Origin of the sequence: Mediterraneibacter sp. NSJ-151 (genome assembly GCF_022487435.1) — a bacterium.
Lineage (GTDB): Bacteria > Bacillota > Clostridia > Lachnospirales > Lachnospiraceae > Schaedlerella > Schaedlerella hominis.
In genome coordinates this window covers 214,546-229,866 of record NZ_JAKVPP010000003.1, presented here as the reverse complement: position 1 = coordinate 229,866, position 15,321 = coordinate 214,546, and the positions used below count along the sequence as shown (strand labels likewise).

Sequence of the window (15,321 nt, the reverse complement as noted above, 5' to 3'; positions counted from 1 at the left end):
CATGTAATTAGGAAACTGCATAGTGTGGGAGAAAAAATGTCAAGGAATATAAGTTGAAACTTAATAAAAATCATGATAAACTCATGTTGATTATATAAAATAGAAATGTTGAAGGATGTAATATGGATAATAAAAATATAAATACAATAGAAAAGAACTGGCTAAATACAATATTTTGCCTTTATATATTGAGTTATGTATTACCGATAGGTAAAATTTTTAACATTCCGGTTCAAAAAATATGTATCTGTTTATTTGTGGCTGTAAGTGGCTATATATTTATTAAATTGAATGATTGGAAAAGCATAGTTAGGACTTCAAAATTGGAGATTGTGGTTTTAATAAGCGGGGCATTATGGTGTGTGGTTAGTTGGTTGCAAGGTTGTGAATATAGTGTAGAGTGTGCTTCGCTTTTATATTTTTCTTTTATTATGTTTTTGATCATCTTGCATTTAATAAAAGAAAATTTACTGGATTTACACAAGATAATGAGATGCTTATTTTGGATGATGCTGGCAAAAATAATTGCAAAAATAATATTAGAAGTTATCTTTTTATGCAAGTTAATTCAATATGAAGTTTTGTATCAGTTATATATACAAATTTTTAATGTAGAAGCAATTATGATGACAATGAAGTTAGGAAGTCTGACATTTGTTAGAGTTCAAAGTACTTCAGATATTCTTGTTATTGGATTATTGCCATTTTTTTTATTACTTCCAGAAATAAGACGAAGTAAAAAGTTTTGGCTTACGGTATTATTAGCAATTTATACAATGATTGTATATTCAAGATTGTATATGGTAGAATTTGCCAGTTTTATGGTGTTATTATTGCTTTTCGAATGGAAATATATTTCCAAAAAAGTGCGATATATTGGAATAGGGGGAGCAGTTTTAACTTCTTTTATTTGGTTTAAACCTATATTTAAAATAGTGCAATATCGTTTTTTCTCTGCAAAAGTAGTTGAGTCAGATTCGATTCGGCAGATTCAAATACAAGAATTGACCAAAGGAATTTCAGAAGCCCCTCTTTTTGGTCATGGTATGGGAAGTTATCTTCCAAATTTGATTAGAAGTATGACAGCTCCTTTTTCCTATGAAGCAGAATACCTTTCTTTTCTGTATCAGTTCGGCTTAATTGGATTTGTTATGATAATTTTAGGGATTATTAGCGTGTATATCAAGGAGATTTGGCAGTATGTAAAATATAATAATATTCAAATAAAATTATTTACTTTATTGTGCTTAGCATGGATGTTGGCAAGACCGATATTTAATCCGTCTTTTTATGGTATACAAAATGGTTTCTATGTAATAGGATTACTTTTAATAAATGCTTACTTTAATATAGAGAATAATAATTCCAAAATGGTACAGGTTCAGGATAATCTAGGAGCACAAATTAGATGACAGGACAAAATAGCACAGAAATATGGTATGAACAAAAAAAATTAAAAACTGGATATACAACCGGCAGTTGTGCAGCAGCAGCTACGAAAGCAGCTTTGGAAATGTTATTGTCTGGAAATGAAATACAAAATATTTCTTTGCTCACACCAAATCAAACAGAACTCTATTTAGAAGTAAAAGATATTTCAATAGCGAGAGATTGGGTGAGTTGCTGCATACAAAAAGACAGTGGAGATGATCCGGATGTGACAAATGGCATTTGCGTGTATGCAAGAGTTGAAAAGCAATCCGGAACAGAAATTATCATTGATGGTGGCATCGGTGTAGGGCGTGTGACAAGGAAAGGGCTGGAACAAAGTATTGGTCAGGCAGCAATTAATAAAGTTCCTCGTGAAATGATAATTAAAGAGGTAAAAGAACAATGTGCAAAATATGGTTATCATCAAGGCTTGTCCATTGTTGTTTCTGTACCGGAGGGCGTTGAACTTGCAAAAAAAACGTTTAATCCAAGATTGGGGATAGAAGGAGGAATTTCCATATTAGGAACAACAGGAATTGTGCAGCCTATGAGCGAAAAGGCATTAACAGATACGATTTTTCTTGAAATGAAAATGTTAAAGGAAAATGGTTTCGATTGGTGTTATGCAGTACCAGGAAATTATGGAATTGACTTTTTAAATGATTCATTAGGATTTGATGCGGATATAGCAGTGAAATACAGTAATTATGTAGGAGACGTTATTGATGATGCAGTAAATTTGGGTATGAAAGGACTGTTATTTGTCGGACATATCGGAAAATTGATAAAAGTTGCAGCAGGCGTAATGAACACCCATTCTAGACAGGCCGATTGTAGAATGGAAGTTTTGTCTGCACATGCAGCATTATGCGGCGCTGATAGAGCGGCTATACATGAATTAATGAATTGTATTACAACAACGGAAGCAATTGATATATTAAAAAGAGAAAACTTATTAGAGACAGTTATGGAATCTGTTATGAAACGGGTTGAATTTTATTTGCAAAATCGAGCCGGAGAAGAGTTGAAAATTGGTGCAATCCTCTTTTCTAAGGAAGAGGGGGTTTTAGGAGAGACAACACAGGTGTCAGAACTTCTTAAACATATACAAGAACAGAAACGACAGGGGTATAAACTAGAATGAAAGGAAAATTTTATGGAGTAGGTGTTGGTTCAGGTGATCCAGAATTATTGACAATAAAAGCACTTCGTGTAATGAAAGAATGCGAAGTAATTGCGATTGCTTTGTCAAAGGAATATATAGAAAAACCTACAATCATTAATTTCGATGAACAAGCGGAATATGAGGCGGCTTTACAAGATTGTGTAGCCTACCAAATAGCTTTGGAAGCCATACCTGAGTTAAAAGAAAAAGAATTATTGTTGCTTCCGATGCCGATGATTAAAGATATGCAGAAATTAAAATTGATACATGAAGCAGATGCAATAAAAGTTATAGAAAATCTAAAAAAAGGAAAATCTGTCGCTTTTATTACATTAGGAGATCCTACTGTTTATTCAACGGTTTTATATGTTCACAAACATCTTCAGGATAAAAATTATGAAACACATTTAATTCCTGGGGTCCCTTCATTTTGCAGTGCTGCGGCAAGGTTGAACATAGGCTTGGTTGAAAATAGAGAGGAGCTTCATATTCTTCCGGCATCCTATGAAATTGAGCAAGAACTACGATTACCAGGAACAAAAATATTGATGAAAACCGGAAAACAGTTAGCAAAAGTAAAACAGTTATTAAAGAATGAAAATTATCAGGTTGAAATGGTAGAAAATTGTGGTATGAAAAATGAAAAAATATATCGAACCATAGACGATATACCAGAAACGACAGGGTATTATTCATTGATGATTATAAAAGAAGCGAAAGAATAAAGGAGGAAAATACGTGATAACATTTGTAGGAGCAGGTCCGGGAGCGGAAGATTTGATTACAGTTAGAGGATTGAAACTTCTTCAAACAGCAGATATTATTGTATATGCGGGCTCACTTGTCAATCCAGAGCTGTTGAATAACAAAAAAGAAAATTGTATTGTCTATAATAGTGCAAAAATGACATTAGAAGAAGTTATGGATGTTATGGTTAATGGAGATCACGAAGGAAAAGAAATTGTGCGTTTACATACAGGAGATCCATGCCTTTATGGTGCGATTAAAGAGCAAATGGATTGGCTTATGAGGGAACAAATTAAATACGAAGTATGTCCCGGAGTAAGTTCTTTCTGTGGAGCAGCAGCAGCATTAAATGCGGAATATACATTGCCCGGTATTTCACAGTCTGTGATTATTACAAGAATGGCAGGGCGTACACCTGTTCCGGAAAGAGAATCAATTCGTTCCTTTGCATCGCATCAGGCGACGATGACGATCTTTTTAAGTACAGGCATGCTTTTGGAACTACAAAAAGAACTTATAGCAGGCGGCTATTCACCGGATACATCTGCGGCAATTGTTTATAAAGCAACATGGCCGGATGAAAAAGTGTACCATTGTACAATAGACTCATTAGCAAGAACAGCAAAAGAAAACGGAATCAAAAAAACAGCACTTATTGTTGTTGGCCGTATATTAAACAGTGAATATCAACGCTCCGAGTTATACCACCCTGATTTTACAACTGAATTTAGAAAGGGAAGAAAGGAGTCTTGATATATGAAAAAAATTTATGTGGTTGGTCTTGGACCAGGGGCCGGAAAGCAGATGACAGGAGAAGCTTATACCGCTTTAGAACAAAGTGAAGTAATTGTTGGCTATCCAGTGTATTTAGATTTAATTCGGGATACATTTCCAGATAAAATATATAAAAGTACTCCGATGAAACAAGAAGTTGAACGATGTCGTATGGCATTTGGGGAAGCAATGCAAGGGAAAACAACAGCCATGGTATGCAGCGGCGATGCAGGAGTTTACGGAATGGCCGGGCTAATGCTTCAGATAGGTTCAGAATTTCCAGAGCTTGATGTAGAAATCGTTCCAGGTATTACTGCAGCAATTGGCGGAGCAGCAGTTTTAGGAGCACCGCTGATGCATGATTTTGCTGTGATCAGTTTAAGTGATTTGATGACCCCATGGGATAAAATTGAGATTCGATTAAGAGCAGCTGCAATGGCTGATTTTGTTATCTGTCTTTATAATCCTTCCAGCAAAAAACGTAGCGATTATCTGAAAAAAGCTTGCAAGATTATGAAAGAATTCAAGAAACCAGAGACTATTTGTGGTTTGGTCCGAAATATAGGAAGAAAGGAAGAAACAAGCCAGATTCTTACACTGGAAGAGTTAGAACATACGGAGACGGATATGTTTACAACGGTGTTTATAGGAAATGTCCAAACAATGTGTTTAAATCATAAAATGGTCACACCTAGAGGATATAATGTAACAAGATAAGGATTATAAAAATGAATATAACAAGACAGATTTATTTGATTGGGATAGGAATGGGTTCGAGAAATACACGAACATTATTAACAGAGAGCATTTTAGAGCAGTGTGATTGTATTATAGGAGCATCCAGAATGCTGGAATCCGTTCAAGAATATAAGAAACCTCAATTTTGCTCTTATAAACCAGATGAAATTTGTCAGTGGCTGGATACACATTTACAATATCAGAATATAGGGATTGTTTTATCTGGAGATACAGGATTTTATAGCGGAGCAAAGAAACTGGAAAATGTAATTAAAACAAAATTGAGAAATGATGAGCAGTGTATACAGGTATATCAGATTCCTGGTATTTCGTCTGTTGTATATCTGGCAGCAAAGTTGCATACATCATGGGATGATGCCAAAATTATAAGTGTGCATGGTGAAAAGCAAAATTACATCCAGACTATTGCAAATCATAATAAAACCTTCTTACTTCTTGGTGGAAATGATATTGCAGAAGAAGTTTGTAAGAAAGTAAAAAAATATCATTTGGACGATACTCTATTTTATATAGGTAAAAATTTGTCTTATGAAAATGAATTAATAGTAATTCGGAAAGGTTCTGAATTAACAATAGAAGATTTATCAGGCCTATGTACTGTAATGATAAAAAATACAAGACCACAAAGTTGGAAGTATAAGGGAATTCCAGAGGAAGAATGGGTACGTGGAAAAGTTCCTATGACCAAAGAGGAGATACGAGAAATCAGTCTTCATAAATTAGGGTTGACAGAGGATGCTGTATTGTATGATATTGGAGCAGGAACAGGTTCAGTTTCAATTGAGGCAGCGTTATGTTCAGAAAAAATCCGGGTGTATGCAATAGAAAAGAATCCAGAAGGAATATCATTAATAGAAGAAAATAAGAAAAAGTTTTGTACAGACTGGGTTACAACTATTGAGGGAGTAGCGCCGGATGTACTGAACAAATTAGAAAAACCAACGCATGTCTTTATTGGAGGAACGTCAGGAAATTTAAAAGCTATATTAAAAGCTGTGAGAGATAGAAATCCCGAAGTAACCATCGTATTGAATGCAATTACATTAGAAACAATTAAAGAAATAATGGAGGCAACGGATGAACGGCTGTTACTAAATCCTGAAATCATACAGGTCTGTGTATCAAAAGCAAAGACACTTGGACAATATCATATGATGCTTGGACAGAATCCGATTTATGTTGTGACGGATAGAAAGGAAGGCTAAAATAGCTTATGCAAATACCGAGAATAATGATAGCCGGTAGTTCCAGTGGAAGTGGTAAAACTGCAATTACATGTGCAATTTTATCCGCACTGAAGCAGAAAAATATAGATGTGGCCGCATGTAAGTGTGGACCGGATTACATAGATCCAATGTTTCATAGGGAGGTACTTCAAGTGCCTTCCGAGAATCTGGATCTTTTTTTCAGTACGAAAGACTCTCTGCAGGAGTTATTTGTAAAACATGGGGAAAATAGAGATATTGTTGTGACAGAAGGGGTTATGGGGTATTATGACGGCCTTGCACTGGAGTCTGATCAGGCAAGTTCCTATGATGTTTCGAGAAGCTTATCTATGCCGACTGTTTTAGTTGTTCCCTGTAAAGGAATGGCGTTATCCGTTGTTCCTGTTATTCTGGGAATGTTAGAGTTTCGAAAAGATCAGCAGATAAAGGGAATTATTTTAAATCGTATATCAGGAATGTTATATCCACGTATGAAGCAACTTATTGAAAGTGAATTGAAGAAACGCGGTTATGATATACCTGTAGTTGGATATGTTCCGGAACATGAAGCTTTTCAATTGGAAAGCCGTCATTTAGGATTGAAGCTACCAGAACATATGATCCATATTCAGAAAAAGCTACGTGAAGCTGGTGAGCTTATTAAAAGTACTGTAGATTTGGAACAGATTTTACAAATAGCATGTCAGGCACCACAGATAGAAACAATAATAAAAAATTCGTTGGATGAAAAGAGTATTGTAAAAAATAGAGTTCGAATCGGAATAGCCAGAGATGAGGCATTTTGCTTTTATTATGAAGAAAATTTACGAATGCTTCGCGAAAAAGGATGCGAATTGGTAGAATTTAGTCCATTGGTAGAAAAAAAACTGCCTGAAAATATAAAAGGATTGATTATAGGCGGGGGATATCCGGAACTGTATGCAGAAAAATTGTCAGCAAATATATCTATGAGAAAAGATATTCAAAGCAAAATAGATGCGGGTATGCCAACAATTGCAGAATGTGGAGGGTTTTTATATTTGCATGAAACACTGGAAAATCCAGAGAGGATGAAAATTAAGATGACAAATGTAATAAAAGCCGAAGCGTTTAAAACGGACAGATTAAGAAGATTTGGATATATTACTTTAAAGGCAGAGAAAAACGGAAATTTTTTAAAAAAGGATGAAATAATGAAAGCTCATGAATTTCATTATTGGGACAGTACACAGAATGGAACAGATTGTCTTGCAGTAAAGCCGGATAAAAAAAGAAGTTGGAATTGTATTCATATGCGAGATAATTTATTTGCAGGATTTCCACATCTTTATTTTCGGTCTAATCCAAACTTTGTAGAGCGTTTTATAGATGCCTGTAAAGAATGGGATATTACAGTGAATCAGACGAACTAGATAGAGGAAGTAAGATAAAAAAATGACAACGCTAACAATAGAAAAATTAAGAAAACAAATAGATAAAGCAGATAAAATAAGTATGGAAGCTGCAAAAGCGAGATGGATGTCCGTTGCAAAACCATTGTTCAGTCTTGGTAAACTGGAAGATGTAGTGGTACGTATGGCTGGAATGAAAAAGACAGCAGAATATCAGTTGGATAAAAAGGGATTGATCATTATGTGTGCGGATAACGGGGTGGTTGCAGAGGGCGTAACCCAGACCGGGCAGGAAGTGACAGCAATCGTAGCGGATAATTTTATGCATCATGCGGCAAGTACAAATATTATGGCCGATATAGCAGGCGTTGATTTAATACCGGTTGATATCGGAATGATCACAGATGTAAGCTCCATAACTGTTTCAGAAAAAAAGGTCAGATATGGTACAAAAAACTTTGCAGTAGAACCTGCTATGAGCAGAGAAGAAGTATGGAAAGCAATTCAGATTGGTATTGATACAGTCAAAGAGTGTAAGCAAAAAGGCTATGATATTCTGGCAACTGGTGAAATGGGAATAGGAAATACAACTACAAGCAGTGCTGTTACGGCAATATTATTGCAAAAACCAGTGGAGAAAGTAACTGGGAAAGGAGCTGGTCTTTCATCTGTTGGATTACAACAAAAGATTACTACGATTGAAACAGCAATCAATAAATATAAACCTGATTCACAAAACATAATAGAGGTATTAGCTTGTGTAGGCGGCCTTGATATTGCCGGATTGACAGGAGTATGTCTTGGAGGTGCAATGTATCATGTACCAATTGTTTTAGATGGCTTTATTTCTACAACAGCTGCTTTATGTGCGGTGAAAATGATTCCGGAAACCAGGGATTATATAATTGCGTCACATGTTTCCAATGAACCTGCCGGACGAATGCTTCTTAATGAGTTGAAATTATCTCCGTTTTTAGATTGTAATATGTGTTTGGGAGAAGGAAGCGGTGCAGTAGCAGCAATGCCTTTACTGGATATGGGCTTGCAGGTATATCGACAAATGGGAACATTTTCAGATATTAAAGTAGAACAATATGAGGTTTTGGAATAGGTATGAAAAATTTGTTTGAATCAATGCTCATTGCATTTTCCATGTATTCTAAAATTCCGATGCCGAAGGTAGAATGGAATGATAAAAATATGAAATATGCAATGTGCTTTTTCCCAGTGATTGGAGTTGTGATTGGTATATGTGTGCAGATAATCGGTACATTACTTATAAAAAGTACATTTGGCAGTTTGTTTTTTTCTGTAATCATGACTTTACTGCCAATAATGATAACTGGAGGAATTCATCTTGATGGCTTTTTGGATACAATAGATGCACTTAGCTCCTGGGGGGATAAAGAAAAGAAACTACAAATATTGAAAGACTCGAATTCAGGTGCATTTGCAATTATTGGGATGGGATGTTATCTATTGTGTAATATTGCATTGTGGAGCGAAGCCAGTGTTGAGATGCTGCCATTGATTTCTTGCGGTTACGTGCTATCCAGAGCATTGAGCGGTTATTCTGTTGTGACATTTCAAACTGCAAAAAATAGCGGGTTAGCCAAAACCTTTCAAGATACGGCACAAAAAAAACGTGTTAAAATGACGATGTATTGCTGGATAATGATAAGTACTGGGTGTATGCTGGTATACAATTTTAAAAATGCGATATCTCTGTTTGTGGCAGGAGCACTTTTCTTTCAATATTATAAACGCTTATGCAAGAAACAATTTGGAGGCATTACGGGAGATTTGGCAGGGTATTTTTTACAAGTCTTTGAATTGCTCATGTTGGGAGTAATTGTATTAGGAACAAGATTATATGCTTTAGTATGACAGGAGAAAAAATGGAAATTTATTTAATTCGTCATTTGAAGACAAAAGGAAATGTAGAACATAGATATATTGGAACAACCAATGAATCTTTGATAAAAAAAGAAGCACAGCTTGTTATAATTGAGCAAATGCAAAATAAATTAAAAAAATGTCAGTTACCGGATATGCTTATTTCAAGTCCATTAAAGAGATGTGTAGAAACCGCAAAAATATATTTTTCGGATATTGCATTACAATTACAGCCTAAGCTTAAAGAAAGTGATTTTGGGTTATTTGAAAACAAAAATCATGAAGAATTACAAGCATTTCCGGAATATCAGGCATGGTTGGAATCAAATGGGACTTTACCTTTTCCAAAAGGAGAAAGTCGTGAAAGCTTTTTAAAGCGATGCAGAGACGGATTTGAAGAATCCATATTTCAGGCGATAGAACAACATAAAAAATGTGTCTGTTTTGTTATTCATGGTGGTTCTATTATGGCTGTTCTTTCGCAATTTTCAGAACAAGCTTCTGAGTTTTACGATTGGTTATTAAAAAATGGAGAAGGTTATCAGATGTATTTGGATGAAAAAGAATGGAAAGAGGGGCGAAAGAAAGTGCTGAGGGGGATTAAAAAGCTATGATTTCATTGGCAGCCTGTATTGGAGGATTTTGTTTAGATTTTCTGTTTGGAGATCCGGTATGGTTGTACCATCCGGTTCGTATTATGGGTAATGTTATTTCATTACTGGAAAAAGCAATCCGTAAAATAAGCCGAAATTCAAAATCTGGATTATTGATAGGTGGGGGATTGTTGTGGGGGCTAGTTATAATTTTATTTACGGGAATCCCATATGGATTGTTGGAAATTTTGAAAAGCAAAAATGAAATTGCAGCATTTTTGCTGGAGATGTTCTGGTGTTATCAATTGCTTGCAGCTAAATCGTTGAAAGCAGAAAGCATGAAAGTATATAAGAAATTGAAAGAGAGTGATTTAGAGGGAGCAAGAAAAGCGGTATCAATGATTGTTGGGCGAGACACAGCAAAGTTAGATTGTGAAGGAGTAACAAAAGCAACTGTTGAAACAATAGCAGAAAACACATCTGATGGCGTGATTGCTCCCCTCCTTTATATGTTAATAGGCGGTGCCCCTCTTGGAATGTTATATAAAGCAATCAACACAATGGATTCGATGCTGGGCTATAAAGATGAAAAATATTTATATATAGGAAGAATAGCAGCAAAAATGGATGATGTTGTAAACTATATTCCGGCTCGAATTTCGGCAATTATGATGGTTTTGGCAGCATTTTTATGCGGATTAGATTGGAAAAACGGATGGAAAATCTTTTTAAGAGATCGTTACAATCACAGTAGTCCGAATTCGGCACAAACAGAAGCAGTATGTGCGGGAGCGTTGGATATACAATTGGCCGGTGATGCGTGGTATTTTGGAAAGTTATATAAAAAACCATATATTGGGGAACCAATTCGTTCAATACGTATTGAGGATATTTGTCAAACAAATCGTTTGATGTATGTTACAGCAATTGTTACAATGATAATATTCGGAACAATTAAATTATTATTCTATATAATCTAGAGTATAATTGCATAGAAGATGGTTGTATACAATTATACAAAAGAAGACAAGCTAAGAGGAAATAAAAATGCAATATGTACACGGAGGAGACATTTACAACTATAAAGAATATGATAAAATATTGGATTTTTCAACGAATATTAATCCATTTGGTGCTAGTAAAAATGTAATTGCAGCTGCACAAAGTGCTTTAAAAGAGATTCATCATTATCCGGACAACAAGTGCCGTGCATTGGTTAGAAAGATAGCAGATTATTTGGAATTGCCAGAGCCATATATACTGTGTGGAAATGGGGCTGCAGATTTAATCTTTTCCTATGTACTCGCAGAAAAACCAAAAAAGGCATTAGTTACAGCACCAACATTTTCAGAATATGAGCAGGCACTACGAACAGTTGAGTGTGATGTACAGCATGTATACTTGTATACAGAGGATGGTTTTGAAGTAAACGAGAACATTCTTTTGAATTTGACTTCGGATTTAGATGTTGTATTTTTATGCTCTCCAAATAATCCGACCGGGAAAAAAATTCCTAAAAATTTACTAATGCGGATATTAGAAAAATGCGTAAAATTCCGGATTCGTTTGATATTAGATGAATGTTTTTATGAATTTTTAGAAAATCCCAAAGAATCAACTATGCAAGCAGAGGTAAAAAATTATTCTCAATTAATTATTTTACGTGCATTTACTAAAATGCATGCAATACCCGGACTAAGATTAGGATACATATTGTGCAGTGATAATTCTCTGTTGGAAAGAATACAGAGGGTACGTCAACCCTGGAGTGTATCGACAGTAGCTCAAGCGGCAGGACTTGCTGCAATTGAGGATGAAGAACGTGTTGAAAAAACCAGACAATATATTACAAAAGAGCGTAAAAGAATGGAATTGGAGTTAGAATCCATTGGAATATCCTATATTCAATCGGACGCAAATTACATTTTAATATATTATGGAGGAAAAGAGTCTTTGTATGAAAAATTGCTTGAAAAAAATATTTTGATCCGTGACTGTCAGAATTATATCGGATTAAAAAAAGGGTATTATCGAATAGCAATAAAAAGAAAAGAAGAAAATGATCGATTACTAACAGCTTTAAGAGAAGAGGTAGAGAAATGGCAAAACCTATTATGATACAAGGAACGATGTCGAATGCAGGAAAAAGTATTCTTGCAGGAGGATTATGCAGAGTGTTTGCACAGGATGGATATAAAGTGGCTCCGTTTAAATCACAAAATATGGCTTTGAACTCGTATATTACAGAAGAAGGTCTTGAAATGGGAAGAGCACAGGTGATGCAGGCTGAAGCGGCTGGGATTAAGCCCTCTGTTTTGATGAATCCGATTTTATTGAAACCTTCCAGTGACACAGGCTCTCAGGTTATCATAAATGGAGAAGTGATGGGGAATATGTCTGCCATAGAATATTACCGCCATAAAAAAGAATATGTTCCTGCAATTATGCAGGCCTATGAGCAACTCAACAAAGAATATGATATTATCGTGATTGAAGGGGCAGGAAGTCCGGCAGAAATAAACTTAAAACAAGAAGATATTGTAAATATGGGAATGGCAAAGCTTGCAGATGCGCCAGTAATATTAGTTGGAGACATTGACCGTGGAGGTGTTTTTGCACAGATTGTTGGAACTATTGAACTTCTGGAAAAAGAAGAACAAGAGCGAATTGTAGGGACTGTTATCAATAAATTCCGCGGAGATAAAAAAATATTAGATCCAGGATTAAAAATGTTAGAAGACAGAACAAATAAACCGGTACTCGGGGTAATTCCATATTTTCATTTAGATATTGATGAAGAAGACAGTCTGTCAGAAAGAATCCAGAATAAAAAAGAGGTGTCGTTAATTGACATTGCAGTAATCCGTTTTCCAAGGTTATCAAACTTTACAGATATGATGGCTTTAGAATGTATGGATATGGTTTCTGTCCGTTATGTAAATAGTGCGGCAGAATTTGGGAACCCGGATGCAGTAATTCTTCCAGGAAGTAAAAATACAATGGAAGACATTTTATGGATGCGACAAAATGGTCTTGAGATGAAAATCCAGAAACATGCAAAGCATGACAAATTGGTATTTGGTATTTGTGGAGGCTACCAGATGCTTGGAGAAGAAATAGAAGATCCAAACGGGGTTGAGAAAGCCGGAAAACTCAGAGGACTTGGATTGCTTCCGACAAAAACGGTATTTCAAAAAGAAAAGAAAAGAACTCGTGTGAAAGGAACATTTCAAGAAGTTCCCGGAATGCTTTCAGAATTAAAAGGAATTGAAATTGAAGGATATGAAATTCATATGGGAAAAACGAGTTATTTGAATGATACACATGGTATTTTGAAATTAAATGATATCGTGCAGAATACTGAAATAATAGATGGGGCTGCAAAAGGAACAGTATATGGAAGTTATGTACATGGGATTTTTGACAAACCAGAAGTTGCAAGGCAACTTATCATTGCATTATTGAAACAAAAAGGATTAAATATCAATGAAGTAGAGGCTGTGGATATGTCTGCATATAAAGAAGAGCAGTATGATAAACTTGCAGCTATTATTCGTGAAAATCTGGATATGAGTGCAATATATAAGATTTTAAATAAAAAATAATATTATGAAAATAGTGAAATCATACTAATAGATGGAATTATCAAATAAATCAGGAGCAAAATGTTATGTTATACCTTATAACAGGAGGAAGTGGAAGCGGAAAATCAGAATATGCAGAAAACAAACTTTGTGAATTAAGTAAAAAAACAAACAGTTCGAAAGTTTATCTTGCTACAATGATTCCATATGGAAGGGAAACCGAAGAAAAAATAAACAGACATAGACAAATGAGAGCAAAGAAAAATTTCCAGACGGAAGAATGTTTTACAAATTTGTCAGAATTTGTTAAGAATATGAAACTTCAAAAAAACTCGGATAAAAAAGAAGTTGTGCTATTAGAATGTATGTCAAATCTTGTTGCAAATGAGTTGTTTGATGAAACAGGTGTAAATACAATTTTTAAAAAACAGTATCCTGCATTATCTAATAACGAAGTAGTTGAAAAACTCACGGATTACATTTTAAATGGCGTGGAAAAGTTAAACGATATTTACGAAAATATTGTTATTGTAACAAATGAAGTTTTTTCGGAATCAACAGTTTATTCAAATGAAATGCGGATGTATAAGCAGGTTTTAGGAAAAGTAAATTGCGAACTGGCTAAAGCAGCAGTAGAAGTAGAAGAAGTAATATATGGACAAGCAGTTTTATATAAAAATGAAAAGGTGAAGTGTATGAACAAAAAAGCAGGATTGCATTTAATTATTGGTGGTGCATATCAAGGAAAACTAGAATATGCAAGAAAACTTTATCCTCAAATACAATGGGCAGACGGAGAAATAGATTCTTTTGAAAAAATTCAAAACGCAATTGGAATTTATCACTTTGAAATTTATATAAAACGAATTTTAAAGAATGAGAAATTAGATATCAAAGAAATAATAGAACAAATTTTTGCGAAAGATATACAAAAAGTAATAATTTGTGACGAAGTTGGATATGGGCTTGTGCCGGTGGATTCGTTTGAACGTTATTATAGAGAACAGGTTGGAAGAATCTGTACCACTCTTGCAAAACAGGCAGACAAAGTAACGCGAGTAGTTTGTGGTATTGGCGAAAAGCTGAAATGATCAGAAAGAAAACAGGTGAAAAAATGGCTATAGAACTAGAACAGGTACTACCAAAAGATATTGAAAGAAGAAGTTTTGAGATTATCACAGAAGAACTTGGAGATACACAATTGATTCCTGGAACAGAACCAATCGTGAAACGATGCATTCACACAAGTGCGGATTTTGATTATGCGAAAAATTTAGTTTTTTCAAAGGATGCTGTTCAAAAAGCGTTAGATGCAATCCGACAGGGCGCATCCATAGTAACAGATACACAGATGGGAAAATCGGGGATCAACAAAAAACGACTTGCAAAATATGGTGGAGAAGTATTTTGCTTTATGTCGGATGAAGACGTTGCAATACAGGCAAAAACGAACGGTACTACGAGAGCTGTTGCAAGTATGGAAAAGGCAGCAAAGCTTAATAAAAAGTTGATATATGCGATTGGGAATGCACCTACAGCACTGATACATTTGTATGAACAGGTCGAAAAAGGAATCGTTGATCCCGAACTGATTATTGGTGTTCCGGTTGGTTTTGTAAATGTAGTTCAATCGAAAGAGTTAATCTTAAAATTAGAAGATACGCCTTATATTATTGCCAGAGGAAGAAAAGGTGGAAGTAATATTGCAGCATGTATTTGTAATGCACTTATTTATATGTTAGATGAGGATTTGTGAGATAAAGCAAAAAACAGATA

At 34.9% G+C, this 15,321-nt stretch carries 15 protein-coding genes; all 15 read left to right on the top strand.

Translation table 11 applies throughout. The annotated features are described in order from the left end of the window. Nucleotides 1-122 precede the first annotated feature (122 nt). The 15 genes from LQE94_RS04445 to LQE94_RS04375 all read left to right on the top strand — a co-directional run bounded on the left by LQE94_RS04445 (nucleotide 123) and on the right by LQE94_RS04375 (nucleotide 15,301). On the top strand, nucleotides 123-1,412 hold the full coding sequence (locus LQE94_RS04445; RefSeq protein WP_240577107.1) for an O-antigen ligase family protein: 1,290 nt from the start codon (nucleotides 123-125) through the stop codon (nucleotides 1,410-1,412). Beyond that, on the top strand, nucleotides 1,409-2,575 hold the full coding sequence (gene cbiD, locus LQE94_RS04440; protein ID WP_240577106.1) for a cobalt-precorrin-5B (C(1))-methyltransferase CbiD: 1,167 nt from the start codon (nucleotides 1,409-1,411) through the stop codon (nucleotides 2,573-2,575). The genes LQE94_RS04445 and cbiD overlap by 4 nt, the downstream gene beginning before the upstream one ends. Beyond that, the gene (gene cobI / locus LQE94_RS04435) at nucleotides 2,572-3,321 is read left to right on the top strand and encodes a precorrin-2 C(20)-methyltransferase (RefSeq protein ID WP_240577105.1); all 750 of its coding nucleotides are present in this window, start codon (nucleotides 2,572-2,574) and stop codon (nucleotides 3,319-3,321) included. The genes cbiD and cobI overlap by 4 nt, the downstream gene beginning before the upstream one ends. A gap of 13 nt (nucleotides 3,322-3,334) precedes the next feature. Next, on the top strand, nucleotides 3,335-4,096 hold the full coding sequence (gene cobM, locus LQE94_RS04430; protein WP_240577104.1) for a precorrin-4 C(11)-methyltransferase: 762 nt from the start codon (nucleotides 3,335-3,337) through the stop codon (nucleotides 4,094-4,096). A gap of 3 nt (nucleotides 4,097-4,099) precedes the next feature. After that, nucleotides 4,100-4,834: a precorrin-3B C(17)-methyltransferase gene (gene cobJ / locus LQE94_RS04425; protein WP_022075926.1), complete on the top strand. Its 735-nt coding sequence runs from the start codon at nucleotides 4,100-4,102 to the stop codon at nucleotides 4,832-4,834. Nucleotides 4,835-4,845: 11 nt separating this feature from the next. Further along, nucleotides 4,846-6,081, top strand: coding sequence for a precorrin-6Y C5,15-methyltransferase (decarboxylating) subunit CbiT (gene cbiT / locus LQE94_RS04420; protein WP_240577103.1), 1,236 nt, complete (start codon nucleotides 4,846-4,848; stop codon nucleotides 6,079-6,081). Between the two features lie 8 nt (nucleotides 6,082-6,089). Next, on the top strand, nucleotides 6,090-7,493 hold the full coding sequence (locus LQE94_RS04415; RefSeq protein ID WP_240577102.1) for a cobyrinate a,c-diamide synthase: 1,404 nt from the start codon (nucleotides 6,090-6,092) through the stop codon (nucleotides 7,491-7,493). Nucleotides 7,494-7,515: 22 nt separating this feature from the next. Continuing rightward, on the top strand, nucleotides 7,516-8,583 hold the full coding sequence (cobT, locus tag LQE94_RS04410) for a nicotinate-nucleotide--dimethylbenzimidazole phosphoribosyltransferase (protein ID WP_240577101.1): 1,068 nt from the start codon (nucleotides 7,516-7,518) through the stop codon (nucleotides 8,581-8,583). A 2-nt stretch (nucleotides 8,584-8,585) separates the two neighbouring features. Continuing rightward, a complete protein-coding gene (locus tag LQE94_RS04405; protein ID WP_240577100.1) occupies nucleotides 8,586-9,359 on the top strand; it encodes an adenosylcobinamide-GDP ribazoletransferase in 774 nt (257 codons plus the stop codon). A gap of 11 nt (nucleotides 9,360-9,370) precedes the next feature. Continuing rightward, a complete protein-coding gene (locus LQE94_RS04400) occupies nucleotides 9,371-9,982 on the top strand; it encodes a histidine phosphatase family protein (protein WP_022075921.1) in 612 nt (203 codons plus the stop codon). Then, nucleotides 9,979-10,941: an adenosylcobinamide-phosphate synthase CbiB gene (gene cbiB / locus LQE94_RS04395; protein ID WP_240577099.1), complete on the top strand. Its 963-nt coding sequence runs from the start codon at nucleotides 9,979-9,981 to the stop codon at nucleotides 10,939-10,941. The genes LQE94_RS04400 and cbiB overlap by 4 nt, the downstream gene beginning before the upstream one ends. A 67-nt stretch (nucleotides 10,942-11,008) precedes the next feature. Next, nucleotides 11,009-12,079 (top strand): threonine-phosphate decarboxylase CobD, encoded by a 1,071-nt coding sequence (gene cobD, locus LQE94_RS04390; RefSeq protein ID WP_240577098.1) that lies wholly within the window; start codon nucleotides 11,009-11,011, stop codon nucleotides 12,077-12,079. Next, nucleotides 12,061-13,566 carry a cobyric acid synthase gene (locus LQE94_RS04385; RefSeq protein WP_240577097.1) on the top strand — a complete coding sequence of 502 codons (1,506 nt, stop codon included), beginning with the start codon at nucleotides 12,061-12,063 and terminating at the stop codon, nucleotides 13,564-13,566. The genes cobD and LQE94_RS04385 overlap by 19 nt, the downstream gene beginning before the upstream one ends. A gap of 65 nt (nucleotides 13,567-13,631) precedes the next feature. After that, on the top strand, nucleotides 13,632-14,636 hold the full coding sequence (locus LQE94_RS04380; protein WP_240577096.1) for a bifunctional adenosylcobinamide kinase/adenosylcobinamide-phosphate guanylyltransferase: 1,005 nt from the start codon (nucleotides 13,632-13,634) through the stop codon (nucleotides 14,634-14,636). A 23-nt stretch (nucleotides 14,637-14,659) separates the two neighbouring features. Beyond that, nucleotides 14,660-15,301: a precorrin-8X methylmutase gene (locus LQE94_RS04375; RefSeq protein WP_186865635.1), complete on the top strand. Its 642-nt coding sequence runs from the start codon at nucleotides 14,660-14,662 to the stop codon at nucleotides 15,299-15,301. The last annotated feature ends 20 nt before the right edge of the window (nucleotides 15,302-15,321 follow it).

Excerpts from the sequence above, each read along its gene's own strand:
- LQE94_RS04385 (WP_240577097.1), top strand. The coding sequence starts at position 12,061 with ATGGCAAAACCTATTATGATACAAGGAACGATGTCGAATGCAGGAAAA.
- cbiT (WP_240577103.1), top strand. The coding sequence starts at position 4,846 with ATGAATATAACAAGACAGATTTATTTGATTGGGATAGGAATGGGTTCG.
- cobD (WP_240577098.1), top strand. The coding sequence starts at position 11,009 with ATGCAATATGTACACGGAGGAGACATTTACAACTATAAAGAATATGAT.
- LQE94_RS04445 (WP_240577107.1), top strand. The coding sequence starts at position 123 with ATGGATAATAAAAATATAAATACAATAGAAAAGAACTGGCTAAATACA.
- LQE94_RS04415 (WP_240577102.1), top strand. The coding sequence starts at position 6,090 with ATGCAAATACCGAGAATAATGATAGCCGGTAGTTCCAGTGGAAGTGGT.
- LQE94_RS04375 (WP_186865635.1), top strand. The coding sequence starts at position 14,660 with ATGGCTATAGAACTAGAACAGGTACTACCAAAAGATATTGAAAGAAGA.
- LQE94_RS04400 (WP_022075921.1), top strand. The coding sequence starts at position 9,371 with ATGGAAATTTATTTAATTCGTCATTTGAAGACAAAAGGAAATGTAGAA.
- LQE94_RS04380 (WP_240577096.1), top strand. The coding sequence starts at position 13,632 with ATGTTATACCTTATAACAGGAGGAAGTGGAAGCGGAAAATCAGAATAT.
- cbiD (WP_240577106.1), top strand. The coding sequence starts at position 1,409 with ATGACAGGACAAAATAGCACAGAAATATGGTATGAACAAAAAAAATTA.
- cbiB (WP_240577099.1), top strand. The coding sequence starts at position 9,979 with ATGATTTCATTGGCAGCCTGTATTGGAGGATTTTGTTTAGATTTTCTG.
- cobI (WP_240577105.1), top strand. The coding sequence starts at position 2,572 with ATGAAAGGAAAATTTTATGGAGTAGGTGTTGGTTCAGGTGATCCAGAA.
- cobT (WP_240577101.1), top strand. The coding sequence starts at position 7,516 with ATGACAACGCTAACAATAGAAAAATTAAGAAAACAAATAGATAAAGCA.
- LQE94_RS04405 (WP_240577100.1), top strand. The coding sequence starts at position 8,586 with ATGAAAAATTTGTTTGAATCAATGCTCATTGCATTTTCCATGTATTCT.
- cobJ (WP_022075926.1), top strand. The coding sequence starts at position 4,100 with ATGAAAAAAATTTATGTGGTTGGTCTTGGACCAGGGGCCGGAAAGCAG.